Here is a 23,837-nt window from a genome sequence, read left to right as displayed (position 1 = left end):
CTCACCAGCGGTTGCGCACGTCTTCCGCCCAGCCCACCACGCCGTCGACGCGCACCCGCTCGCCGTCGTCGGCGGCCATCCACCCCGACCAGTGCCCGAAGCACTGATCGGTGCGGGTGGAGATGATGCCGAGCGCGGTGCGCGAGGCCTTGTCGTGGAAGGGCTGGAAGCTCAGGTCGGCGAGCTCGCCACGCACACTCCAGGGGGCGAGCCAGTCGGCGGCATCGAAGTGCCAGCTGAGCTCCTCCGAGATCTTGTGCAGCCTGCCATCGACGAAGAGCGCGTTCTCGGTGGAGCCGCTGCCGACCGTCCACTGCCCGCCGACCTGCACGCCGATGCGGTGACCGTCGACGATGCCGCTGCCGGCACCCCAGTTCCAGCGCACGTCGTAGGGCCAGCGGCCGCGTCCGTGGTCGAGCACCGCCCAGGCCTCGCCCGCGGTGCCGCCGACGGGATAGGTGGCGCCGTCGACGGTGAGCGTCCCGGTCGTGGGGCGGGCGACATCCTTCACCGTGTACTGGAATCGCGTCGGCGACCACGGCACGACCACGCCGAGGCTCTCCTGCCCCGCCGGGGTCGCCGCGACCAGGTCGGCCTCCACCCCGGGGATGCGCACCCGCAGCCTGGTGCCGTCGGCGAGCTCGTCGATGTCGATCTCGAGGTCCTTGACCCGCACCGACGACGGGCCGGTGGCAAGGCTGGGCGGCAGCACGGTGCCGCGCGCGAACGGGGCGATCACCACGCGCTGGTGCTCCGCCCCGGTCTCCCGGTCGAAGACCCACACCTCGGAGACGCCCGCGTAGTCGATCGAGGAGACCGTGAGCGAGACGATGTGCCTCGGCGTGATGACCGACCAGTACTCCCACCGCTTGTTGCGACCCCAGCCGTGCCGGCCGCCGATGCCCGCGGTGTCGTGGATGGGATGCCGCGTCCACCCCACCGCGGAGGGGTTCAGCCGCCCCCGCGCGTCGGTGAGCGACACCGCCGTCGTGAGCTCCCGCTCGATGATCATGCTCCGACCCCGAACGCGGCCGCGAGCTCGGCGTTCAACTCGCGCATGCGCTGCGGGTCGAGCTTGAGCACCTCCCGGTCGTAGCTGATCACGCCGTTCACCTCGTCCTCCACATCGCTCAACTGGGTGTACACGAACGCCGCGAGCCCGGCCCGCACCGCGGGCTCGAGCTCCCGGCGCCAGAGCTTCTCGATCGCGGCACGGAACGCCGCCGCATCCCGGAACCGCTTGTATCCGAACTCGCGCTCGCTGAAGCGGTGCCCCGGAATCGGCAGGCTGTAGCCGCCGAACTCCGTCAGCGCCACCGCGCGCCCGCGCACCCGGCGCCGCGAGGGCATGCGGAACCGGCGGAAGTACACGTGCAGGCTCGCGAGGTCGCCGCCACCCTGGTCGTGCCAGCCGCTGACGTGATCGATGGGACGGCTCGGGTCGAGCTCGCGCACCTCGCGGGCGATGTCGAGGGAGTCGAACTGCCCCCAGCCCTCGTTCTGCGGCACCCAGAGCACCACCGAGGGCGCATCCCGCAGCAGGTCGACGGTGCGCCGCGTGGCCTCACGGAACGCGGCCCGATCCGCGGCGTCGTCGCGCGCGAACCAGCGACGGTGCTTGCGGTCGTCGAGGCGCCACCAGGGCAGGAACGCGGGCACCGTGATGAGGGACGGACGGTACTTGCCCCCGCCGTTGACCATGTCCTGCCACACCAGCATGCCGAGCCGGTCGCAGTGGTGGTACCAGCGGGCCGGCTCGATCTTGATGTGCTTGCGCAACATGGTGAACCCGAGATCGCGAGCGGTCTGGATGTCGTGGATCATCGCCGCGTCCGAGGGCGGGGTGAGCAGGCCGTCGGGCCAGTAGCCCTGGTCCAGGAGTCCGGCGTGCAGGATGGGGGCGCCGTTGAGGGTGAGCCGTCGCATCCCGTCGCGGCCGGTGACGGTGCCGAGGCTGCGCAACCCGAAGTAGCTGCGCACGCGGTCGTCGCCGAGCTCGACCTCGACGTCGTAGAGGAATGGGTCCGCTGGCGACCAGGCGCGCACCTCGGCCAGGGTCAGCTCGGTGGCCTCACCCACCGGCACCTGCGCCTCGGCGACCACGCGTCCCGCCGCGAGCACCCGAACCCGCGCGGGCGCGCCCGCCTCGGCGTGCACGGTGACGCGCACCGCGCTCTGCTCGAGCAGGGGGTCGAGGTGCAGTCGCTCGACGTGGCGCTGCGGCACCGTCTCGGTCCACACGGTCTGCCAGATGCCGGACTGCGGGGTGTACCAGATGCCGCCGGGCGTGCTGGACTGCTTGCCGCGCGCCCCCGGCTCGGCGTCGGTCGGATCGGTCACCCGCACCACCAGCTCGTGCGGGCCGGGCGCGGCGAGGGCCGCGGTGACCTCGAAGTCGAAGGGCAGGTAGCCATCGTCGTGCCGCCCGATCTCGACGTCGTCGATCCAGACCGTGGTGTGCCGGTCGACCGCGCCGAAGTGCAGCAGCACGCGTCGTCCGGGCGGCGCGGCCTCGATCGTGCGCCGGTACCAGAGCGCCTCCCCCGCCGTCAGCCGTCGACCGACGCCCGACAGCGGCGCCTCCGGCGAGAACGGCACCAGGATGCGCTGCGTCCAGTCGGCCGGACGCCCCGCTTCGGCCGCGGTGAACGCGCAGTCCCACCAGCCATTGAGCACGCGCCAGCCCTCGCGCACGAGCTGCGGACGGGGATGCTCGCCCAGCACGCTCTCGGCGTCGAGGTCACGACCCCACGACGTCAGCAGGCTCACCGCTCGGCCGCCTCCGGCTGCTCGTGCCGCTCCTCGGCGCGCCGAGCCGAGCGCCGCACGATCGCCACCAACGGCACCGTGAACACGAGCACCACGGCCGCCGCGATGAAGATCCAGGCGGTCGGCACCTGCTTCTCGACGCCCAGGTCGAGGTAGGTCTCCCCCGCACCGACGATCACGGACGCGCCGATGATCGGCCCGAGGATCATCGGGATCATGATCGCGAAGATCATGCGCAGCCCCTGTACGGTGCCCGCGCGGTCGGCGGGGGTGTGGTCGCGGATCGTCGCCGTGATCGCGGCGAAGGAGAGCATGAAACCGCTCATCATCACGCTGCCGGCGATGATCACGCCGAGCATGTCGCGCACGAAGAACATGCCGATGAGCCCCGCGGCCAGGATGCCGATCGAGGGCAGGATCGCCCGCAGCTTGCCCACCCGGTCGATCACCCGGCCGCCGAGCACACTGACGACGGAGGCGACGATCAGCACGACGCCCAACACGATCGCGTAGCCGTCGATGCGCAGGGTGCGCTGCAGGTAGATGATGAGGAACGGCAGGAACACCTGGGTGCTGATGCCCACCACCGCCAGCAGCACGAGCAGCTCGTAGAGCCGTGGGTGCCTGCGCACCGTGGAGGGCCGCAGCCCGTAGATCAGGTCGGAGAACGCACCCCCGTCGCGGATGCCCGGGGCGCGGTCGCGCACGGTGAACGCGGCGATGAGTCCCACCACCGCGGTGGCGAGGCCGACCACGCCGAAGAAGGTGCGCCATTCGCCGGCGCGGGTGAGGCCATCCAGCGCACCGAACACGATGAGCATGCCCAGCAGCGGCATGATCGAGAGCACCCCGTCCACCCGGCCGCGGTTCGCGGGCACGGTCGTGTCGGTCACCCACGCCTGGAACGCGGCGTCGTTCGCGCCGGAGCCGAGGAACGACATGAGGCAGTCGAGCAGCACGATCGTGACGATCGCGGCGGTCACGGCATCCAGCCCCGGCAGCAGCGCCGCGGCGGTCTCGGGCGAGACGAAGCCGAAGGCTGCGGTCGACAGGCCCCACAGCACGTAGCCGACCGCGACGAACACGCGGCGGCGGCCGGTGCGGTCCGACCAGGCGCCGATCACGATGGTGGCGAGGGTGGCGGTGATCGCCGACAGCGCCACGAGCAGGGCTATCACGCCCGGGTCGTCGGTGATGGTGTCGTAGACGAACACGTTGAGGTACATGTTCTCGACGGTCCACGCCAGCTGGCCGGCGAGGCCGAGCACGACGATGGCGCTCCAGACGCGGGCACCCAGACGTGCGGACGGGCTCGGGTTCATGCCACTCCTCCTTGAGCGGACAGGCGCCCTGACGGGCGGGGGGTTTCGGGTTACGCGCTCTTCTCGGCGCGTGGAGCCTTGCGCGGCACGATCGTCGGTGCCGCGTTCTCGAGCACGGCCTCGCGGGTGACGACGACGCGACCGACCTCATCGTCGGAGGGCACGTCGAACATGATCGGCCCGAGCACCTCCTCCATGATCGCGCGCAGGCCGCGGGCGCCGGTCTGGCGCAGCACCGCGAGGTCGGCGATCGCCTCGAGGGCGTCGTGGTCGAAGTCGAGCTCGACACCGTCGATCTCGAACATGCGCTGGTACTGACGCACGAGCGCGTTGCGCGGCTTCGTGAGGATGTCCATGAGGGCAACGCGGTCGAGCGGGGTGACGGTGGTGACCACCGGCAGCCGGCCGATGAACTCGGGGATGAGCCCGAACTTGTGCAGGTCTTCCGGCAGCACCTCGCTGAAGAGGTTCACGTCGTCGCCCTTGGAGTGCAGCGGGGCGCCGAAGCCGATGCCCTTCTTGCCCGCGCGCTGCGAGATGATCTCCTCGAGCCCCGCGAAGGCGCCGGCGACGATGAAGAGCACGTTGGTGGTGTCCACCTGGATGAACTCCTGGTGCGGATGCTTGCGACCGCCCTGCGGGGGCACGGATGCCACGGTGCCCTCGAGGATCTTCAGCAGCGCCTGCTGCACGCCCTCGCCGGAGACGTCACGGGTGATCGAGGGGTTCTCGGCCTTGCGCGCGATCTTGTCGATCTCGTCGATGTAGATGATGCCGGTCTCGGCGCGCTTGACGTCGTAGTCCGCCGCCTGGATGAGCTTGAGCAGGATGTTCTCGACGTCTTCACCGACATAGCCGGCCTCGGTGAGGGCCGTGGCATCCGCGACCGCGAAGGGCACGTTGAGTCGCTTGGCGAGGGTCTGCGCGAGGTAGGTCTTGCCGCAACCGGTCGGGCCGATGAGCAGGATGTTGCTCTTGGCGATCTCGACGTCGTCGATAATCGCGTCGGCGCTCGTGATCGTGTTGCGGGCCCGCACGCGCTTGTAGTGGTTGTAGACGGCCACCGAGAGCGCGCGCTTGGCGTGCTCCTGCCCGATCACGTACTCCTCGAGGAAGGCGTAGATCTCCTTGGGCTTGGGCAGGTCGAACTCGCTCGAGACCTCCTCGCCGGCTTCCGCCAGGCGCTCCTCGATGATCTCGTTGCACAGCTCGACGCACTCGTCGCAGATGTAGACGCCGGGACCGGCGATCAACTGCTGCACCTGCTTCTGACTCTTGCCGCAGAAGGAACACTTCAGCAGGTCGGCGCTCTCGCCTATCCGTGCCATGCGATTCCTCCCCGGTGTGCGGTAGAACGAGCCTAACCCGAGAGGACCGGCCAGCGACGCAGTGAGTCCACACGAATTGCGGCGCGCCGCGGCATCCCGAAACTGGGTGAGAATGGATGCCATGCACTCGAGGCCGGCGCGCGCAGCCCGCGGCGCCGTGGTCGCGCTCATCGCGACGCTCGTCGCGGCGTTCTCGCACACGCTCGCCGGCGGGGTGCCGCCGAGCGTGTTCGGCCTCACCGCCTCGCTGGTGCTTTCGATCGCCGCGTGCACCCTGCTCACCGGTCGCACGCTGTCGCTACCGAGGCTCGCGGCATCCGTCGCGGTCAGCCAGGCGATGTTCCACGCACTGTTCGGCACGCTCGGCACGCCGACGGCGGTCGCGCACGAGCACGCCCCGACGCTCGCGGAGGCCCCCGCCTCCGCCGAGCACGCCGAGATGCTGCTCGCGCACATCGCCGCCGGGCTCGTCACCCTCGTGGTGCTCAGGTATTCCGAGCGCGCGTTCTGGGGTGTGCGGGAGACGGCGCGCCTGCTGCTCGCGCGGCTCACCGTCGCGCCGCTGCCCATCGTGCCGCACCGGCCGCGCCCCGCGGTCACCGCACCGGCCCCGTGGCGCGACCTCGGGGTGCTGTTCTCGCCGATGCGCTATCGCGGCCCGCCCGCGCTGAATGGTGCCCGCTAGCGCTTCGCGCGGTCGCGGCACACGGATCACCGGGCCATCGCCCACCATCTCATTCAGCAACGGACGCTTCGCGTCCCATTCGTAAGGACAGCATGAACATCAAGAAGATCGGCATGGGCGCCACCGCGCTCGCCGCTGGAACCCTCCTCGCCCTCGCGGTGCCGCTCAGCGCGAGCGCGCATGTGGGCGCCTCCGCGACCTCCACGGCCGCGGGCTCGTACACCGTCGTCACAATCAGCGTGCCGCACGGGGTCGAGGATCAGCCGACCCAGTCGGTGACGATCGACATTCCGGCGAGCATCCTGAGCGTCACGCCCACGGTCAACCCGAACTGGACGATCTCGACGGTCACCGAACCGCTCGAGCCGCCGACCGAGGACCAGACCGAGCGCACCGCCCAGGTGATCTACACCGCCAAAGCGGAGCCGCTCGACGCGCACCAGCGCGACACCTTCGAGCTCTCGCTCAAGCTGCCGGAGGGCGAGGCGGGTGACGTGGTCGAGTTCCGCGTTGTGCAGACGGCGCCCGACGGCGCGACGGCCGTCTGGGAGGGCGACGAGGTGCCATCGATCACACTGACGGCTGCGGTCTCGGGCGACGACCACCACGCCGCCACCCCCGCCGATGAGGACGAGCACGCGGAGGCGGTGCCGGCGACGGCATCCGGCGGCGGGGACGACGTGCTCGCGCGCGTGCTCGGCATCGCGGGCCTCGTGCTCGGCGCGGTCGGCATCGCATTCGGTGTGACCGCGCGTCGCACGTCGGCCACGAAGTAGCCGCGATGCGTCGTCGCACCGCAGCAGCCCTCGCCGGCGCGCTGGTCGCCGCGTCCGCATTGGGGATCTCCTCCCCCGCGTTCGCGCACAACTATGTCGTGTCGACCACGCCGGAGGCCGATTCGACGATCACCGAGCTGCCGGAGCGCTTCTCGGTGACGACGAACGCTCCGTTGCTCGACGCCTTCGGCGACGGCAGCGGCTTCGCCATCCAGATCGTGGATGCCGACGGCCGCTACTACGGCGACGGCTGCGTCGAGGTCTCCGGATCGACGCTCTCCACGGCCGCCGCCCTCGGCGAGGCGGGCGACTACACCCTGGTGTGGCGCATCGTCTCCGAGGACGGGCACACCGTCTCCGACGAGTTCGGGTTCCGTTGGGAGCCGGCGGATGACGCCGAGATCTCGACGGGATCGGAGGCGGCCCCGGACTGCGGGGGCGCGGCGACCGGCGACGGGGAGCACCCGGCCGGGCATCCGGCGACCGCGCAGCCGGACGCAGACCTCGGCGACGTGCTGTGGATCGGCGGTGCGGTGCTCGCGGTGCTCGCCGCCGGGCTCATCACGGTGCTCGTGCTGAGCCGACGTCGCCCGGAGTGAGCATGCGGAAGGGTCGCCCCGACTGCTTTCAAGCGAGTCGGGACGGCCCTTCCGTTGCGCGGTGCGCCTACTTGGCGGTGAGCGCCGGGATGCTCTTGCGGCTCGACAGCACCTGGTCGATGAGTCCGTACTCGACGGCCTCCGCGGCGCTGAGGATCTTGTCGCGCTCGATGTCCTTGTTCACCTGCTCCTTGGTGCGGTTGGAGTGGAAGGCCAGCGTCTCCTCGAGCCACTCGCGCATGCGCAGCACCTCCTGGGCCTGGATCTCGATGTCCGAGGCCTGACCGCCGCCCTGCCCCTGGATCGCGGGCTGGTGGATCAGGATGCGCGCGTTCGGCAGCGCGAGACGCTTGCCCTGCGTGCCACCGGCCGTGATCACCGCGGCGGCGGAGGCCGCCTGGCCGAGCACGACCGTCTGAATCTGCGGACGGATGTACTGCATCGTGTCGTAGATCGCCGTCATCGCGGTGAACGAGCCACCGGGCGAGTTGATGTACATGACGATGTCGCGGTCGGGATCCTGTGACTCGAGCACGAGCAGCTGGGCCATGACGTCGTCGGCGGATGCGTCATCCACCTGCACACCGAGGAAGATGATGCGGTCCTCGAAGAGCTTGGCGTAGGGGTCCTGGCGCTTGTAGCCGTAGGCCGTGCGCTCCTCGAAGGAGGGCAGGATGTAGCGGGACTCGGCGAGGTTGCCGGCCGCCCTGAAGGTCGGGGTCTGCATGGTTGTCTTTCCTGCCTTACTTCTTGGTCTCGCCGGCGGTGACCTCGGCGACATCGATGGCGGTCTCGCGGATGTGGTCGACGAAGCCGTACTCCAGCGCCTCCTGGGCGTTGAACCAGCGGTCGCGGTCGCCATCCTCGTTAACCTGCTCGACGGTCTTGCCGGTCTGGGCCGCGGTGATCTCCGCGAGGCGGCGCTTCATGTCGAGGATCAACTGCGCCTGGGTCTGGATGTCGGAGCTCGTGCCGCCGAATCCGCCGTGCGGCTGGTGCAGCAGCACTCGCGCGTTCGGCGTGATGAACCGCTTGCCCTTGGTGCCGGCGGTCAGCAGCAGCTGGCCCATGGAGGCCGCCATGCCGATGCCCACGGTGACCACGTCGTTCGGGATGAACTGCATGGTGTCGTAGATCGCCATGCCCGCGGTGATCGAGCCACCGGGTGAGTTGATGTAGAGGGAGATGTCCTTCTTCGGGTCCTCCGCCGCGAGCAGCAGCAGCTTCGCCGCGATCTCGTTGGCGTTCTCGTCGCGCACCTCCGACCCGAGCCAGATGATGCGGTCCTTCAGCAGTCGATCGAAAACACTGCTGACCAGTGCCGGTTCGGCCATGTCGTGCGCTCCTTCAGTTGTCGCTTCGTGACGAATCTATCCGAGGCGGGGCGCCCAGATCGGCCTGTTCGCCGTGGGCAGAGCGCCGAGCCGCGCTCGCCCACCATTCGGGAGGACGACACGCCGCGCGGAGCGCCGAAGGCGCCGCGCGACGGCGCGTCGTCCTCCCGAATGGTCGAGCACTAGGGTGTGGGGCATGACCGAGCCCCAGCCCGCTGCCCTGTTCGACCGCGCGATGCTCGCCAGCGTCGTGCCGGCGCTGCTGCTGCCGGTGATCGCCGCCGTCACGGGTGTGTCTGGGGCGCTGCTGCGCGAGGCGCTCGGCGGTGGCAGCGACGGCATCGCGGCGCTCGTCGTGGCGGTGTACTGCTTCGTGCTGCTGGGATCGATGACGCTGAACGGATGGCTGCTGCTGCGTCATCCGCAGACCCTCGCCTCCGGCGTCGCCACGCGCCCGATCTCGATCATGCTCGCGAGCCTGGAGGGCCTGCTCGTGATCTGGATCGTGCTGCTCGCGTTCGGCGTCATCGGTGCGTCCGCACTCGCCTTCGGCGCGGTGATCGCCCTGCTGTCGATCGCGCTGTTCGTCTCGGCGCTGGCCCGCCACCTGCGGCCGGGGGCGGTGCCGCGACTGGAGTCGGCCGTGCTGCCGCAGTGGGCGCGCGCCGCCGCGCTCACCTACCTCGTGGTCGCCGTCGCCGCGCTCATGTTCGCGATCGCCTCGCCGTTCATCGGCGTCGACCTCAGCGACGGCGCGGGGGCGATCGGCGGCCCGCAGACCTGGGCGCTCGTCGTGCTCGGGCTGCCGTGGTCGCATCCGCTCTACTTCGTGGCGGCCGTCGGCCTCATCGGGGTGACGGATGCGCCCACGATCACCGCGATCCCCACCCTGCTCGCGGCCCTGGCCACGATCGCGAACATCGTGCTGGTCGGGCTGGTGCTGTTCTCGCCCACCCGTCGCACGGCGTTGGCGAACTGGTTCTTCAGGCTGGGAAAGGGCCAGCCGACGGCATAGCCGGGGCATCCCCCGAACGCCATTCGGGAGGATGACGCGCCGCTCGCGCCCGCCGCAGGCGCGGCGAGGCGGCGTGTCATCCTCCCGAATGGTGAGGCGGTACTACTTGTGGTCGTGCCCGTAGTGCTCGTGGCCCGGCTTGCGGCCGTGCGAGTCCTTCGCGCCGCCGTGCTCGTGGCCGTCGCCCTCGGGCGCCTCGAGGTCGGCCGCGGTGATCTCGCCCGAGTCGTCGGTGCCGTCGCCGAGCACGGATGCCGTGAAGGCCGAGACATCCACGGCCTTGCCCTTGGAGTCCACGACCTTCGCCTTCGAGAGCACGGAGGCGAGCGCCTTGTTGCGCGCGACCTCGCCGATCATGCCGGGGATCTGCCCGTTCTGGCTGAGGATCTGGATGAACTCGCTCGGGTCCATGCCGTACTGCGCGGCACCCTGCACCAGGTAGCTGGTGAGCTCGTTCTGCGAGACCTTGATCTCCTCGGCCTCGACGATGGCGTCGAGCAGGATCTGCGTGCGGAAGGTCTTCTCGCTCGACTCGGTGACCTCGGCGCGGTGCTCGGCATCCTCGAGGCGGTTCTCGTTCTCGAGGTGACGGTGCACCTCGTCTTCGACCAGCTTCGGCGGCACCGGGATGTCGACCGACTTGAGCAGTTCGTCAACGATCTGGTCGCGCGCCTGGGCGCCCTGGCCGAAGGACTTGGAGCGGGTGACCTGCTCCTTGATGTCGGCCTTGAGCTCCTTGATGGTGTCGAACTGGCTCGCGACCTGCGCGAAGTCGTCGTCGGCCTCGGGCAGCTCGCGCTCCTTGACGGAGATGAGCGACACCGAGATGAGGGCGGTCTCGCCCTCGTGGTCGCCACCGAGCAGCACCGACTCGAAGGTGGTCTGCTCGCCGGCGCTCAGGCCGTCGAGCGCCTCGTCGATGCCCTCGATCAACTCGCCGGAGCCGACCTCGTAGGAGATGCCGGATGCCGTGTCCACCTCTTCGTCGCCGATCTTGGCCACCAGGTCGAGCTGGGCGAAGTCGCCCTTCTTGGCCGGGCGGTCGACGGTGATGAGGGTGCCGAAGCGGCTGCGCAACTCGTCGAGCTCGTTCTTCACGTCATCCGCCGACACCTCGACGGCGTCGACGGTGAGCTTCAGGTCGTCGAGCTTGGGCAGCGTGAACTCGGGGCGCACGTCGACCTCGACGGCGATCTCGAGGTCGCCGGAGAAGTCCTTCACGTCGGGCAGCGCCACGATGTCGGCCTCGGGACGGCCGAGCACGCGGATCTTCTCCTCCGTGACCGCCTGGCGGTAGAACTTGTCGAGACCGTCACTGACGGCGTGCTGCAGCACCTCGCCGCGGCCGACGCGCTGGTCGATGAGCTGCGGCGGAACCTTGCCCTTGCGGAAGCCCGGGATGTTGACCTGCGAAGCGATGTGCTCGTAGGCGTGCTTGATGGAGGGCTGCAGCTCGTCGGGCGTCACGGCGATGGTGAGCTTGACGCGCGTGGGGCTGAGCTTCTCGACGGTGGTCTTCACGGAAAAGTTCTCCTGCTATCGGTTGGTCTGATGGTGCACGTCGGGGCGACAGGATTTGAACCTGCGGCCTCCCGCTCCCAAAGCGGGCGCTCTACCAAGCTGAGCTACGCCCCGCTCAGGCCCGAAAAATGGCCTCGGTAAGTCTAGCCCTCTGCGAGCACGATCACCTTGTCGCCCGGAGCGAACGCGATCGAGGCGGCCTTCTGCGGGTTGACGGCGACACCGTAGGCCTTCGAGGCATCCCGCTGGTCGGCGATCACGCGGTAGCCGATCGCGGTCTCGCCCCGGCGCCGGGCCGCCTCGAGCACCGTGTAGAAGTCGACGGATGCCCCGGGCGCCACGTACAACTCGGCGGGGTTGAGGTAGATCTCGCTGCCCTTGGAGGAGAACAGCTCGTCGAACACCTGCGTGATCTGCTCGTTCTCGGAGATCTGGCTCAGCAGCAGACTGATGAGCTTGTCGCTGACGATGAAGTCGTCGGCATTGGTCACCTCGGCCAGCTCCCGGTTGCGGTCGTCGAGCATCTCGCTGACGATGTTCAGGTCGCGGCCCGTGCGGTCTTCGATGTCGCGCAACTGCAGCAGGGTGACGAGGGTCTTGCCGTCCGCGCGCTGGTAGTCGAGGGTCTCGCGGTAGGCGAGCACGATGATGTGGTCGAAGGATGCCACGTCGAGCTCGTCGAGCAGGGCCCGGCTCGTGGCATCCCCCCGCCGGAAGGTCAGCTCGAAGTTCGCGAACGTCGGGAAGGCGGGCTGCTCCACGTCGGCGAGCACGCTGACGGAGGATCCCTTCGGCACGTACTGGTCGAGCTCGGCGAGCATGCCGGCCAGGCCCGAGTTGTAGCCGAGCACGAGGGTCGACTCGGGGTGTGGTGCCGGCACGGGCGCGGTGCTGAGGGCTGCGGCATCCGGAGTCCCGGGTGCAGCGGTGCGGATGGTGCTGTCGTCCGCGGCGATCACGATGAGCTGATCGCCGGCGGCGTAGACCGTCTCGGCCTGCGGGTTGAGGTGCACGCCGCCGCCCTGCACGAGGCCGATCACCGTGGAGTCGGCGAAGGCGAGCTGCGCCTCGAAGTAGCTCTTGCCGACGAGGCCCGGCTGCTCGGTGAAGTAGATCTCGTCGCCGTCGAAGTCGAGCAGCTCCTGGTAGACCACGCTGAGGCCCGACTGCCTGCAGCTCTGCACCGCCATGCGCCCGATCACGTCGTTGCCGACCACCCAGTGCGCCTCCTGCTTGCCCACCAGTCGCGCCGCCTCGAGGCTCGAGTCGTGGTCGAGCTCCCCCACGATGTGGTACTTGCCGGCCTTGCGCTGCGGGTTGTTGGTGACGGCGAGCGCGGTCTTGATCACGTCGGCGTCCGGGTCTGGGCTGCCTTCGGGGGCGAGCAGGATGATGCTGCGCGCCGTGTGCGGATTGCCGAGTTCCAGGTCGGTGAGGTTCATCGGGTCGCCGGTGCGGCAGATGATCTTCGTCTTGCCGGTCTTGCCGACCTCGGCGCGGATCTCGTCCTCCATCTCCACCTTGTCCTTGTCGGCGAGGATGACGATCGCGGCCTTGCCGCGGGACTCGTTGGCGATGACGAGCTCGTGGATGATCGGGAACACCTTGGTGCTCCAGCCCAGGATCAGCGTGTGGTCGGTCTCGAGCACCTTGGAGCGGCCCTTGCGCAGCTCCTCCACCTTGGCGTCGAACGCGCCGGAGACGATGCCGATGAGGCTCGCGACGATGATGAGGCCGCCGATGGTGACGACGAGCATGAGGATGCGGAAGAACCATCCCCCGTCACCGCCCATGGTGCCGGGGTCGAGGGTGCGCATGAGGCTGCCCCAGAAGATGTCCCACACGCTGTTCGCGTCGCTGATCTGCGGCGCGTCGCGCTCGCGCGTCAGCAGCAGCACGACGACGGTGATCGCGCCGAGCAGCGCCACGAACACGAGGGTGGCGAGACCGAGCAGCGCCATCAGCGCGGCGGTGCCCTTCGACATCCAGGAGTCGAACCAGTAGCGGAAACGCTCTGCGAAGGTGGGCTTGTTCAACGGGTTCCCCTGACTGGACGCGACTGTGCTCACCGAATCGTAGTGGTGCCGCGCCCGCGCCCGTTAGTGGCTCCGGCATCGGCCCGGTACACTGCTAGACGGTGTATCCGAAGGATGCCCCCGGGGATGTAGCTCAATGGTAGAGCCTCAGTCTTCCAAACTGATTACGCGGGTTCGATTCCCGTCATCCCCTCACGCGAGAGAGCGGCCGTCCGAAGGGCGGTCGCTCTCTCGCGTTATCGGCACGTGAATCGAATGGGCCCCCGCTGAGCAGTCCGCCGGGGCGCGAAGCGACCTGGCGGCGGCTCAGTAGGGGATTCCCGTCATCCCCTCCGGACAATTGCCCGCTGGCATTCGCGTGAAGACACCCTCGCCTGTGTTCGAGCGCACGCGCTTCGGGATCCTAAGTACTCTTCCAATGCTGAAGGACGGAGTGGTCATGACCGACGAGAACAACGCTGCGAGCTCTCACGGGGACTATGAGGCGCGGTGGCTAGAGATCGAAGCAAGCCTTGGACGGCTCCTCGTCGCGTGGTCTCGAGTCGAATTCTACGTATCTCGTGTCTTTCTGGGGGTGGTCGAGCTAGACGAGCCTGCCGCTACGGTCTTGGTTCGACGGCTGACGGGTGACACCATGTCCGACATCACGCTCACCTTGCTGAAACATCGCGATCCCACAGTGTCCGAGCCAATAAGGACGTGGCTGAAAGCGGTGAAGCTAGTGCGTGAGGATCGCAACAAGCTATTCCACGGGACCCTTGTGGACCAATCCGACGGAGTGGAGTGGCTTCCAACGAATGTCAACTACACCCTCGATGAGGGCGGCGTGGCGAGACTGGGCGGACCTCGCCTGACGGTGAAGGCTCTAGCCGATCTGCGCGCCAGGATGTACGACATCCAGAGAGACTTCGCCACGCTCCCAGAGATTGCCCTCCGAGGAATCCAAACCGACGTCTAGCTGTCGCGCCCAGGACACGTTGTGCTCCTGTGGTGGGGTGGGTTCATCGCAGCGGCATACGTTCTCGACGCTGCTCGACCGTCAACGCAGTGCGTGGAAGTGGAGTTAGTTCTCGCGGACTTGGCGACCGACCATCGACTTCTCGACATCGAACCCCCATGCCTTCCCGCGCTCACCGAGGATGCCGTGTTTGCCCGCGAGAGCAATCACATCCCACCAGCGCTCGATGGACTCGGCCATGCGCGCCTCCAACTCATGGATGAATGCGTCGAACACGTCCGGGGCAGAACCAGACGCTGCTTCAAACTTCGCCTTCATGACCGGGTCGAGGCGCAGCGCCACGTTCTCGGCTTCGCTCCACATATGACTCGGGTCCTCACCCGTCTGCGGACTGAGCGCGAGTTCATCAAGGTAGTAAAACCGCCCGCTCTGCCCGTAGCGAGAGAGCGCGGCCATGAGCACGGGGAGCACCGGGTCGGCCTCGACTTCGACCAGTTGAGACTCCACATAAGCGGGATGGGTCGCCTCCGGCAGTCGGCGTCGGATCGCCTGCATGAGGTCGTCATGCATGCTGACGATGTTGTGTCGCCAAGTATCCCGAAACTTCGCTAGCGGCGGCCACTCGGCTTGCTCCGCGACGTGCGTCAACCCGAGCGACATCTTCAACAGCTTTTCGACACCGATCGACAGCATGGTGAGGATCGGGTCGCGTGTCGTCTCCCAGAACCGCGCGTTGCGCAGAGCCCATAGGCCATACCCCAACAGATTCCGCGTGGACGTGGTCTCGAAGATCAGCGCGAACGCCTGCGTCTGATTTAGTCCGTCCTGAACCTGCGCCATGGACAGATTCTGCCGCACCCCTCCGACGCACTGGGTCACCCAGGAGCACAGCCACCGCACAGGACATCGCCAAGATCGTGATGTGAAACTCTCGAGATCTCTCCTGCTCATCGGCGCCCTGACCACACTCACCATCACGGGGTGCGCGGCCGCGGAGGACCCCGCGACCGCTGGTGCCAATGCCGAGCTCGCCGCGATCCTGGTCACCGACAATGAGGCTGCAGGCTGGATCGTGGTTCCCGACGAGGGTCCGGTCGACGGTTCAACCACCGACTGCACGGGCGCCGCGTTCGATTGGCCGGACCTCGAGACGGTCGCCCATGCATCCCAGTTCCTGAACCGACCGGACGAGAGTGTCGCACTCGTCGTCAAGCGCCTCGACGGCGACGCTGCCGCGAACATCGAGGCGCTGCGTCAGGCGCTCGCGCCGTGTGCACCCGAATCTGGCGAGGTGCTTCACGGGGCGATGATCACCCCGGTCGGCGACGACTCGTTCGCGTACCAGAGTCACGCGAGCGACGACCTGGGCGACTACGTGTTCTCGAGCATGCTGATCACGTGCGGCGACCTCGGCCTCGAGGCCCTGTCGATCTCCTACACGAATGAACTCGACCAGGCGGAACTTGAGGATCTCGTCGCCCCCGCGATCGAGCGACTGCTCGACGCGGGCGACTGCGGTTGAGGCTCCCGGCGTGATGCGCGGGGAGGAGCATCCGCCCGCCCGATACGCTCAGTGCGTCACCACCGGGAAGAAGTACAGGCGCGGCGAGCATCCCATCTCCCCCGGTTGCAGCAGCTCGCGCTTCCAGCCACGCAGCACCTCAACGGACCCGTCGGCGTGCACCACTCCGACCGCGCACTCCGACTCCGCGGGGATGCCGAGGGCCACGGCCAGCTCGCCCTCGTGCGACTGCGACTCGATCGAGTAGTAGTCCTCCGGGAACGCCTCGCGCACCCGCTCGTCGATGTTCGCTGCGGTCGCGCCGGTGATCGCCTGGGCGAGAAGGCCGTCGACGTCGTCGGGGAAGTCCGGGATCGGCGCGGGGGTGGGTGGCGGCGGCGCGGGGGTGGTGGGGCATCCGATCTCCTGCTGCCGCAGGCTGTCGTAGTCGTGCAGGCCGAACACGGTCAGCTGCCAGCACCGCACGGCGTGCCCCTCGGGCACCCTTCGGTCGCCGAACCCGCCGCCACTCGCGCGCAGGTCGACGGTGATCCGCAACTCGATGCGCGCGCCCGTCTCGTCGCCCGAGTTGCCCTGCCACGACAGCGCCTCCACCACGTAGTCGGCGCCGGGCGCGTGCGGGAGGCGCGGGTCATCCACCGCCCAGGCGGCGAGGAAGTCGGCCTCGCGCGGCGTCGGGTACGGCGGCGTGATGTCGTCGCCGATGCCGATGATCACGCGCTCCGCGAGCTGGCGGGCGAGCAGGTCGCCGGGCGGCGCGCATCCGGCGAGGGATGCCACGACCGCCCCCACGAGCATCGCTGCACCCAGCCGAGCAGACCTCATGTTCCCAGCCTATTGCCGCGGCATCGCTTGCTGCCCGCTCGGGACTCGCCGAGTTCGCCAGTTCTGCCGCTTCTGGCGCGCTCGAGGCGACAGAACTGGCGAACTCGATGGCAACGGGCGTCATGACCCCCTCCCCCACAGCTCGGCGGCTAGGCAGGCCGGTTACACTCTCCGCATGGCCGCCCACGCTCGACGCGACGCTCCGCACGAGGTCGCGGGTGGGCCGCTGGAGCGCAGTGTCGCCGAGGAGCGCGCACGCACGCTTCGCGCGGTCGCCGACCCCACCCGGCTGCAGCTGCTCAGCATGATCGCGGGGTCGCCCGCGGGCGAGGCGACGATCGGCGATCTTGCGGTGGCGCTCGGGCTCTCCCAGCCGACCGTGACGCATCACGTGCGCATCATGTCCGACGACGGGTTGCTGGTGCGTCAGTCGCGCGGCAAGTACGTGTGGCTGTCGATCGCGCCCGACCGCCGCGACGGCATCCTGGACCTGCTGCGGTGAACGCCCACCAGGCGCCGCGCGCGATCGGGCTGCCCCTGGATGCCGCATCGGCGGCCCAGCGCGCACGCCAGATCGCGGTGCTCACCGACCCCGTGCGACTGCGGGTGCTGAGCGCGATCGCGACGAGCGGCGAGTCGCTCGCGGTCGACCGGATCGCCGCCCTGCTCGAGACCGCCGACACCGAGGTGACCCGCGCGATCGCCGAGCTGCAGGATGCGGGGCTGGTCTCCGAGGACGCGCTCGACCGCCCGCAGCTCACCGCCGACGCCTGGGTGCGGTTCGGCCGGCTGGTGGCGCCGGCACCCGCGACCCCGCCCACGCCGCCGCGCGCGGTGAGCGCGGACGAGCTGCCGCCGATCGCGGCGACCATCGCCCGCGACCTGGCCTACCGCTTTCACTCCGTGTTCTCCGCGGAGACCGTCACGCGCTACGTGGCCGAGAGCTACGCCCTGCTGGCCGAGCGGGCGAAGGTGACGCAGCACCTGGCATCCCTCACCACCCGGTTCGCGACGGACCGCCTCACCGCGCTCGCGACCGCGGAGGGCCTGGTGCTGCGCGGCACCCCCGAGGTGCTGTTCGTGTGCGTGCAGAACGCGGGCCGCTCGCAGATCGCGTCGGCGCTGCTACGGCATCTCGCCGGCGACCGCGTGCACGTGCGCACGGCGGGGTCCGCCCCGGCGTCGGTGGTGCATCCGGACATCGTGAACGTGCTCGACGAGATCGGCGTGCCGATCGCGGCGGAGTTTCCGAAACCACTGACCGACGAGGTGGTGCAGGCGGCGGACTTCGTGGTGACGATGGGCTGCGGCGACGCGTGCCCGATCTACCCCGGCCGCCGCTACATGGACTGGGAGCTCGACGACCCGCTGGGCCTGCCCCTGGACGAGCAGCGCCGCATTCGGGACGAGATCCGTGATCGCGTGCTGCGGCTCATCGACGAGATGCGACTCGTTCCGGCGGTCTGAACGGCTCAGTCGGCCCGCACCCGGTATCCGATCTTGTGCACGGTCTCGATCGGCGAGCGCGCGCCCGGTGCCACGAGTGCCAGGCGGGAGCGGATGCGGCCGATCGCGACCCGCACGCGCGTCGCGGAGTCGAGGGCGTGCCCGTCGGCGAACGCGGCGACGAGCTCGCGCGTGGTGACCACCCCCGGCTGGCTGCGCATCAGGTGCCGAAGGATCTCGAACTGCTGCGGCGGCAGGTGCACGTCGCGGCCGTGCCAGAGCACCTGGTAGCGACCGCCGTCGAGGGTGAGTTCGCCGCAGGTGAGCATCTCGGGCGCCTCCCCCTCGGCCGGCGCGACGGTGCGCGCGGCGGCGGCGAGGCGCATCGCGGTCACCGGCAGCGAGACCGTGGTCTGCACGCCGCGCTGCAGCGCGGCACCGACGAGGGCGCGGTCGACGCCGGGCACGATGCCGAGGATCAGCGGGGTGTGCGCGAGCGTGCTCACCACGTCGATGAAGTCGAGCAGCGGGAAGTCGGGGATGTCGCTGGGCACGAGCACGACGGAGCCGGGCTCCTTGCCGATCTCGCTCAGCGCGGTCGCGGCGGTGGGCCTGCTGACCAGGCACAGGCCGCGTTGACGGTACTCGGCCGCGGATCCGCGCGCGAGGTGCGACTGCATCCCCACCGCGATGATGCGCACCGACCCCACCGGCACGGGAACCGCGACCGCGAGACTCACCCGAACCTGCCGGAGATGTAGTCCTCGGTGCGCTGGTCGACGGGGTGCTCGAAGATCTGCGTGGTCTTGCCGAACTCGACGAGCACGCCGGTGCGGTCGCCCGTGCCTTCGTCGGCGAGCGCAGTGAAGAACGCGGTGCGGTCGGCCACCCGCGCGGCCTGCTGCATGTTGTGCGTGACGATCACGATCGTGTAGTCCTGGCGCAGGTCGTGCATGAGGTCTTCGATGCGGGTGGTCGCGATCGGGTCGAGGGCCGAGCAGGGCTCGTCCATGAGGATCACGTCGGGCTTCACCGCGATGGTGCGGGCGATGCACAGGCGCTGCTGCTGACCGCCGGAAAGCCCGTAGGCGGACTGCTTGAGCTTGTCCTTCACCTCGTTCCAGAGGGCGGCCTTGGTGAGCGCCTCCTCGACGAGGTCGTCCATGTTCGACACCCGCATGCCGGTGACCCGCGGGCCGTAGGCGATGTTGTCGTAGATCGACTTCGGGAACGGGTTCGGCTTCTGGAACACCATGCCGATGCGCCGCCGCACCTCGATAGGGTCGACCTTCGGCCCGTACATGTCCTCGCCCTGGAACAGCACCTTGCCTTCAACGCGTGCGCCGTCGACGAGGTCGTTCATGCGGTTGAGCGAACGCAGCAGCGTGGACTTGCCGCACCCCGAGGGGCCGATGAGCGCGGTGATCTCGTTGAGGCCGAACTTGAGGTTCACGTCGGTGACGGCGCGGAAGCTGCCGTAGTACACATCCACGTTCTCGACCTGCAGGATGCCGCGGGGCTCGTCCGGCAGAAACCCGTCGTCCGCGCGCGCCCGCAGGTGCATCGTGGGCGCCGAGGCGCTCTCGGTCGTGTCGGTCATCGGGTTACCACCGTTTCTGGTATCGGTTGCGGATGTAGATAGCGAGCCCGTTCATGATCACGAGCAGACCGAGCAACAGCACGCTGGCGGCGGCCGCGAGCTGGTGGAAGCCCTCTTGGGGGCGGCCGGTCCAGTTGAAGATCTGGATGGGCAGGGTCGTGTAGCCGCTCAGCAGGCCGTTGGGGTCGAAGCTGACGAACACGAGCGCGCCGAGCACGAGCAGTGGGGCCGCCTCGCCGAGGGCACGGGAGAGGGCGAGGATCGAGCCGGTCGCGATGCCGGGCACCGCCGACGGCAGTGTCTGGCGCCAGGTGGTCTGCCACTGCGTTGCGCCGAGCGCGAGCGAACCCTGCCTGATGTCCTGCGGCACCGCCCGCAACGCTTCGCGGGTGGAGATGATGATCACCGGCAGGATCAGCAGCGAGAGCGCGAGCGCGCCGGCGATGACGATGTTCTTGTCCCGCACGCCGAGCATGGTGAGGAAGGCGAGCGCGAGCAGGCCATAGACGATGGATGGCACGGCCGCCAGGTTCTGCACGTTCAGCTCGATCATGCGGTTGAACCAGTTCTTCTTGTCCGCGAACTCCTCGAGGTGCACCGCCGCCGCCACACCCAGCGGGATGGTCATCACCGCCGTGGTGCCGATCACCCACGCCGAGCCGAGGATCGCAGGGCGCGCACCGGCCCGGTCGGGGTCGGAGGCGGGGAACTCGGTGAACAGGCGCCAGCTGAACTGCCCCTGCCCGTCGATGATGATCGTGATCACGAGGGTGACGAGCACGCCGAAGGCGATCAGCAGACTCAGCCAGAGCAGCATGAGGAAGATCAGCGAGAGCGGGCGGCGCTCGCCGTTGCGCCCCGACGCGAGGGGACGTTCCGGCCGGATGGTGCCGGCGATGGTCCTGCCGATCGTGCTCATCAGTAGATCTCCCGGAAGCGGCGGACGAAGCGGATGCTGATGAAGTTGATCAGCAGCGTGATGAGGAAGAGCAGCAGGCCGACCGCGAAGAGCGTGTCGTACTCGAGCGAACCGACCCGAGAGTCGCCGAGGGCGGCGTTGGCGATGAAGCCGGTCATGGTCTGGCCCTGCTCGAGCGGGTTGGTGACGATGCGCGCCTGGTTGCCTGCGGCGATCGCGACGATCATCGTCTCGCCGACGGCTCGGGAGATGCCGAGCACGATCGCGGCGACGATGCCGGAAAGCGCGGCTGGGAAGACGACACGCAGCGTGGTCTGCATGCGGTTGGCGCCGAGCGCGGCCGAGCCCTGGCGCATTGCCTGCGGCACGGCGGACATCGCGTCTTCGGAGATCGAGGCGATCGTCGGCACGATCATGACGCCCATGACGAGGCCAGCGGCGAGCACGCTGAACGCGCCGGTGGGCAGCTGCAGCCACTCGCGGAACACCGTGGACTGCACGAACTGGAGGGCGAAGTATCCGTAGACCACCGTCGGCACGCCGGCGAGGATCTCGAGCAACGGCTTGAGGATCTTGCGCAACCGAGAGCTCGCGTATTCGGCGAGGAAGATCGCGGCACCGAGGCCGAGCGGCACGGCCACCAGGAGCGCGAGCACGGTCGTCCACGCGGTGGCGGTGACCAGCGGGATGACACCGAACGAGGCATCCGCGAATCGTGGTGCCCAGCGGGTGCCGAACAGAAACTCGAACACCGGCACCTCGGCGAAGAAGCCGATGGAGGGGACCGCGAGGGCGATCAGGATGCCGATGGTCGTCACGACCGTGATGGCTGCGGCGACGCGCAGGATCAGGCGGATCACGAACTCGCCGTAGCGAGGCTTGCCCACGAAGTGGGCGGAGGGGACCGGGAGGTCCGACCTGGTGGCCGGACCTCCCGTGCTGGCGACTGTGCTCATCGGGTCTTGGTTTCCTGATTCCTGGTGAGTGTGGTGGCCAGCGTGGTGTGTTGCGTCGAACTAGCCGAGGGTCGCGAGCTCGTCAGCGGCGAGCGTGACCTGCTCCTCGGTCAGCGGCACGAAGAGCGCCACCTCGGCGATGGCCACCGCGTTCGCGACGTAGTAGTCGACGAACGCCTTGACCTGCGCCTTGTCGGTGTACGAGGCGTTGGCGACGTAGATGAACAGCGGGCGGGCGAGCGGCGTGTACGTGCCGTCCTGCACCGTCTCGACCGTCGGCAGCACGCCGTCAACCGTGACCGTCTTGACGACGTCCGCGTTCTCCTCGGCGTAGCTCAGGCCGAAGAAGCCGATGCCGCCCTCGGCGCCAGCGACACCCTGAACGGTGATGTTGTCATCCTCGGACGGGCTGTAGTCGGCGCGGATCGCACCCTCTTCGCCGTTGATGGCGTCGGTGAAGTAGTCGAACGTGCCCGAGTCGGTGCCGGCACCGAAGAGCGCGAGCGGCACGTCGGGGAACGACGGGTCGACATCGGCCCAGCTCATGACGACGCCCTCAGACTCGGGGGCCCAGATCTTGTTGAGCTGCTCGACGGTCAGTTCGTCGGCCCAGTCGTTCTCGGGGTTGATGACGACCGCGAGGCCGTCGTTCGCGATCACGATCTCGGTGTACTCGATGCCGTTGGCCTCGCACTCGGCCGCTTCCTCGTCCTTGATCGGACGCGAGGCGTCGGAGATGTCGGTCTCACCGGCGCAGAACGCCTTGAAGCCACCACCGGTGCCGGAGGTCGCGACGGTCACGTTGACGCCGGCCTCGACGCTGCGGAACTGGTCGGCCGCCGCCTCGGTCAGCGGAGCGACGGTCGACGAGCCGTCGGCGGTGACGGCGCCCGAGAGGCCTTCGCCCTCCGCCGGGGTCGTCTGGCCGCCACAGGCGGACAGGAGCAGAGCCGCAGCGGCGATCGTCGCCGTCAGCGCGGCCGCCTTGCCAATCTTCTTGGACACGGTGCGTGTTCCCTTCTTCGGCGGCATGATGCCGCCACCTTCGGAATGTGTGCGCCAGCAAGGGCTGACGTACACATAGAAGATCGTCTATATGAACGACGGATGAACGGAATCTGACCGTAGCATTGATATAGACGATCCTCTATACGACACCGCTCGGGGGCAGGCCGGAGGAACGCGACCCCGCGTCGCGCAGCGAGTGACCGTCCGGCCGCTACAGATCCCCGAAGTAGTCCATCGACTCGCGTTCGCGCGAGGCCGCCGCGTTGGGCGGATGCACCATCGCCTCGACGCGCTCGCGCATGTCCGCGACCGCGACGGAGTTGTCGGGCTCCGGGAAGGCGGAGCCGGTGCTCTCGGCCATCATCATGGTGGAGGGACCGATCAGGAAGCGCACGGTCTGCTCCGCGCCCGCGGCATCCAGCACCACAAGATCGATCGCCGCCGCGGAGTCGTGACGAGCGAGCTCCACCGCGTATTCGAGCACGGTGTCTGCTGCGGCGTCGCCGATGAGCCAGGACGTCTCTGCGTAGATGATGCGCTTCACCCTGCCCACGTTACGAAGCCCGGGCAGCACCCGACACGGGTTGACAGGGGGCACGTCGGCGGTGAAGCGATGCGCCCCCGCGAGGGGTCAGGCGTCGATGCGCTTCATCAGGTGCATCGGGATCGCGACACCGATCGAGATCAGCAGGATGCCGCCGATGAAGACGACCGTCTCGTAGCCGACGACCTGGAACGCGAGGCCGAGCACGTAGATGCCGACCAGGAAGAAGACGAGCGCAGCGATGAATCCGATGATCTTCACGCGCCCACTCTACCGCCACCCGGCCACCCCCGACTTGGGGATGCCGGGGTACAAGACCGGTCCCCTACAGTGAGGACACCGGACCCGCACGGGCCCCCACCGGTGGGCCGCCACGCCGTTACCCAACCGCCCCACGGCAGGGCATCTCAGGACCGTTCTGATGTCTTCGCACACCGATGACGCCCAGCTCGCACCGTTCGGCTGGTATCCCGACCCCGCCGACTCCGCGAAGGTGCGCTGGTGGGATGGCACCAACTGGACGCAGCGCACCGAGTTTCCGCACCCGGACCTGCAGCCGACCTACGGCTACTCGGACGACCTCAGCGTCACGCGTCAGCACGACTACGTCTGAGGATTCATCCACACTCCTGACGCGGCATCGACCGATGGGGTGTGCGCCCCGCTAGCCTGAG

At 68.8% G+C, this 23,837-nt stretch carries 26 protein-coding genes and 2 tRNA genes; 10 read left to right on the top strand and 18 right to left on the bottom strand.

The genetic code is table 11. The features are described from left to right. Position 1: 1 nt before the first annotated feature. Genes PYV02_RS06115 through clpX form a run of 4 tightly spaced genes read right to left on the bottom strand, consistent with a single transcriptional unit; the run spans position 2 to position 5,419 of the window. On the bottom strand, positions 2-1,012 hold the full coding sequence (locus tag PYV02_RS06115; protein ID WP_275757217.1) for a DUF2804 domain-containing protein: 1,011 nt from the start codon (positions 1,010-1,012) through the stop codon (positions 2-4). Continuing rightward, positions 1,009-2,769 carry a glycoside hydrolase family 2 protein gene (locus tag PYV02_RS06110; RefSeq protein ID WP_275757215.1) on the bottom strand — a complete coding sequence of 587 codons (1,761 nt, stop codon included), beginning with the start codon at positions 2,767-2,769 and terminating at the stop codon, positions 1,009-1,011. Before PYV02_RS06110 ends, PYV02_RS06115 begins: the two co-directional genes overlap by 4 nt. After that, positions 2,766-4,091: an MFS transporter gene (locus PYV02_RS06105; RefSeq protein WP_275757212.1), complete on the bottom strand. Its 1,326-nt coding sequence runs from the start codon at positions 4,089-4,091 to the stop codon at positions 2,766-2,768. Before PYV02_RS06105 ends, PYV02_RS06110 begins: the two co-directional genes overlap by 4 nt. A gap of 50 nt (positions 4,092-4,141) precedes the next feature. Next, positions 4,142-5,419, bottom strand: coding sequence for an ATP-dependent Clp protease ATP-binding subunit ClpX (gene clpX / locus PYV02_RS06100; protein ID WP_275757210.1), 1,278 nt, complete (start codon positions 5,417-5,419; stop codon positions 4,142-4,144). A 121-nt stretch (positions 5,420-5,540) separates the two neighbouring features. Here clpX and PYV02_RS06095 point away from each other — a divergent pair, with 121 nt between their 5' ends. The 3 genes from PYV02_RS06095 (at position 5,541) to PYV02_RS06085 (ending at position 7,479) form a co-directional block, all read left to right on the top strand. Next, complete coding sequence (locus PYV02_RS06095; RefSeq protein WP_275757208.1) at positions 5,541-6,104, top strand: hypothetical protein; 564 nt, start codon at positions 5,541-5,543, stop codon at positions 6,102-6,104. Positions 6,105-6,196: 92 nt separating this feature from the next. Then, on the top strand, positions 6,197-6,880 hold the full coding sequence (locus PYV02_RS06090; RefSeq protein WP_275757206.1) for a YcnI family copper-binding membrane protein: 684 nt from the start codon (positions 6,197-6,199) through the stop codon (positions 6,878-6,880). A gap of 5 nt (positions 6,881-6,885) precedes the next feature. Further along, positions 6,886-7,479, top strand: a complete 594-nt coding sequence (locus PYV02_RS06085) for a copper resistance CopC family protein (protein ID WP_275757205.1) — start codon at positions 6,886-6,888, stop codon at positions 7,477-7,479. A gap of 67 nt (positions 7,480-7,546) precedes the next feature. On the opposite strand, the gene PYV02_RS06080 is transcribed toward PYV02_RS06085, so the two are convergent. Continuing rightward, positions 7,547-8,206, bottom strand: a complete 660-nt coding sequence (locus tag PYV02_RS06080; RefSeq protein WP_275757203.1) for an ATP-dependent Clp protease proteolytic subunit — start codon at positions 8,204-8,206, stop codon at positions 7,547-7,549. A gap of 16 nt (positions 8,207-8,222) precedes the next feature. After that, positions 8,223-8,813 carry an ATP-dependent Clp protease proteolytic subunit gene (locus PYV02_RS06075; RefSeq protein ID WP_275757201.1) on the bottom strand — a complete coding sequence of 197 codons (591 nt, stop codon included), beginning with the start codon at positions 8,811-8,813 and terminating at the stop codon, positions 8,223-8,225. A gap of 196 nt (positions 8,814-9,009) precedes the next feature. Between PYV02_RS06075 and PYV02_RS06070 the strand changes: the two genes are divergently transcribed. Then, the gene (locus PYV02_RS06070; protein WP_275757200.1) at positions 9,010-9,828 is read left to right on the top strand and encodes a hypothetical protein; all 819 of its coding nucleotides are present in this window, start codon (positions 9,010-9,012) and stop codon (positions 9,826-9,828) included. A 102-nt stretch (positions 9,829-9,930) separates the two neighbouring features. Here PYV02_RS06070 and tig read toward each other — a convergent pair whose 3' ends face one another. The 3 genes from tig to PYV02_RS06055 form a co-directional block, all read right to left on the bottom strand. After that, entirely contained in the window at positions 9,931-11,349 is a 1,419-nt protein-coding gene (gene tig, locus PYV02_RS06065) for a trigger factor (RefSeq protein WP_275757198.1), read from the bottom strand. Between the two features lie 40 nt (positions 11,350-11,389). After that, positions 11,390-11,463, bottom strand: a tRNA-Pro gene (locus PYV02_RS06060). A gap of 29 nt (positions 11,464-11,492) precedes the next feature. Further along, positions 11,493-13,385: a CASTOR/POLLUX-related putative ion channel gene (locus PYV02_RS06055; protein ID WP_275757196.1), complete on the bottom strand. Its 1,893-nt coding sequence runs from the start codon at positions 13,383-13,385 to the stop codon at positions 11,493-11,495. Between the two features lie 122 nt (positions 13,386-13,507). Between PYV02_RS06055 and PYV02_RS06050 the strand changes: the two genes are divergently transcribed. Then, positions 13,508-13,578: transfer RNA gene (locus PYV02_RS06050), tRNA-Gly, on the top strand. Positions 13,579-13,824: 246 nt separating this feature from the next. After that, positions 13,825-14,343, top strand: a complete 519-nt coding sequence (locus PYV02_RS06045; protein ID WP_275757194.1) for a hypothetical protein — start codon at positions 13,825-13,827, stop codon at positions 14,341-14,343. Positions 14,344-14,448: 105 nt separating this feature from the next. Here the strand turns inward: PYV02_RS06045 and PYV02_RS06040 are convergent, their stop codons facing one another. Continuing rightward, the gene (locus tag PYV02_RS06040) at positions 14,449-15,183 is read right to left on the bottom strand and encodes a hypothetical protein (protein WP_275757192.1); all 735 of its coding nucleotides are present in this window, start codon (positions 15,181-15,183) and stop codon (positions 14,449-14,451) included. An 82-nt stretch (positions 15,184-15,265) separates the two neighbouring features. Here PYV02_RS06040 and PYV02_RS06035 point away from each other — a divergent pair, with 82 nt between their 5' ends. Continuing rightward, complete coding sequence (locus PYV02_RS06035; RefSeq protein WP_275757190.1) at positions 15,266-15,865, top strand: hypothetical protein; 600 nt, start codon at positions 15,266-15,268, stop codon at positions 15,863-15,865. Between the two features lie 48 nt (positions 15,866-15,913). Here PYV02_RS06035 and PYV02_RS06030 read toward each other — a convergent pair whose 3' ends face one another. Then, positions 15,914-16,690 (bottom strand): hypothetical protein, encoded by a 777-nt coding sequence (locus tag PYV02_RS06030; RefSeq protein ID WP_275757188.1) that lies wholly within the window; start codon positions 16,688-16,690, stop codon positions 15,914-15,916. Positions 16,691-16,865: 175 nt separating this feature from the next. On the opposite strand from PYV02_RS06030, the gene PYV02_RS06025 reads away from it, so the two are divergent. Together PYV02_RS06025 and PYV02_RS06020 are read left to right on the top strand one after the other, a co-directional pair. After that, positions 16,866-17,192: an ArsR/SmtB family transcription factor gene (locus PYV02_RS06025; RefSeq protein ID WP_275757186.1), complete on the top strand. Its 327-nt coding sequence runs from the start codon at positions 16,866-16,868 to the stop codon at positions 17,190-17,192. After that, positions 17,189-18,157, top strand: coding sequence for an arsenate reductase/protein-tyrosine-phosphatase family protein (locus tag PYV02_RS06020; RefSeq protein WP_275757184.1), 969 nt, complete (start codon positions 17,189-17,191; stop codon positions 18,155-18,157). The genes PYV02_RS06025 and PYV02_RS06020 overlap by 4 nt, the downstream gene beginning before the upstream one ends. A 5-nt stretch (positions 18,158-18,162) precedes the next feature. On the opposite strand, the gene PYV02_RS06015 is transcribed toward PYV02_RS06020, so the two are convergent. From PYV02_RS06015 to PYV02_RS05985, 7 genes are all read right to left on the bottom strand, one after another. Continuing rightward, positions 18,163-18,876, bottom strand: a complete 714-nt coding sequence (locus PYV02_RS06015) for a winged helix-turn-helix domain-containing protein (protein WP_275757182.1) — start codon at positions 18,874-18,876, stop codon at positions 18,163-18,165. Then, positions 18,873-19,700, bottom strand: coding sequence for a phosphate ABC transporter ATP-binding protein PstB (gene pstB / locus PYV02_RS06010; protein WP_275757942.1), 828 nt, complete (start codon positions 19,698-19,700; stop codon positions 18,873-18,875). Before pstB ends, PYV02_RS06015 begins: the two co-directional genes overlap by 4 nt. A 40-nt stretch (positions 19,701-19,740) precedes the next feature. Next, the gene (gene pstA / locus PYV02_RS06005) at positions 19,741-20,655 is read right to left on the bottom strand and encodes a phosphate ABC transporter permease PstA (RefSeq protein WP_275757180.1); all 915 of its coding nucleotides are present in this window, start codon (positions 20,653-20,655) and stop codon (positions 19,741-19,743) included. Further along, positions 20,655-21,611, bottom strand: coding sequence for a phosphate ABC transporter permease subunit PstC (gene pstC, locus PYV02_RS06000; protein WP_275757178.1), 957 nt, complete (start codon positions 21,609-21,611; stop codon positions 20,655-20,657). Before pstC ends, pstA begins: the two co-directional genes overlap by 1 nt. A gap of 60 nt (positions 21,612-21,671) precedes the next feature. Next, positions 21,672-22,616, bottom strand: a complete 945-nt coding sequence (locus PYV02_RS05995; protein ID WP_275757176.1) for a PstS family phosphate ABC transporter substrate-binding protein — start codon at positions 22,614-22,616, stop codon at positions 21,672-21,674. A 214-nt stretch (positions 22,617-22,830) separates the two neighbouring features. Then, complete coding sequence (locus PYV02_RS05990) at positions 22,831-23,163, bottom strand: hypothetical protein (RefSeq protein ID WP_275757174.1); 333 nt, start codon at positions 23,161-23,163, stop codon at positions 22,831-22,833. A gap of 87 nt (positions 23,164-23,250) precedes the next feature. Next, positions 23,251-23,424, bottom strand: coding sequence for a hypothetical protein (locus PYV02_RS05985; protein ID WP_275757172.1), 174 nt, complete (start codon positions 23,422-23,424; stop codon positions 23,251-23,253). A gap of 160 nt (positions 23,425-23,584) precedes the next feature. Here PYV02_RS05985 and PYV02_RS05980 point away from each other — a divergent pair, with 160 nt between their 5' ends. Next, positions 23,585-23,776 (top strand): DUF2510 domain-containing protein, encoded by a 192-nt coding sequence (locus PYV02_RS05980; protein ID WP_275757170.1) that lies wholly within the window; start codon positions 23,585-23,587, stop codon positions 23,774-23,776. Positions 23,777-23,837 lie beyond the last annotated feature (61 nt).

The organism is Antiquaquibacter metalliresistens, from assembly GCF_029211225.1.
Taxonomy (GTDB): domain Bacteria; phylum Actinomycetota; class Actinomycetes; order Actinomycetales; family Microbacteriaceae; genus Rhodoglobus; species Rhodoglobus metalliresistens.
This window is presented reverse-complemented; position numbering and strand designations above follow the sequence as displayed.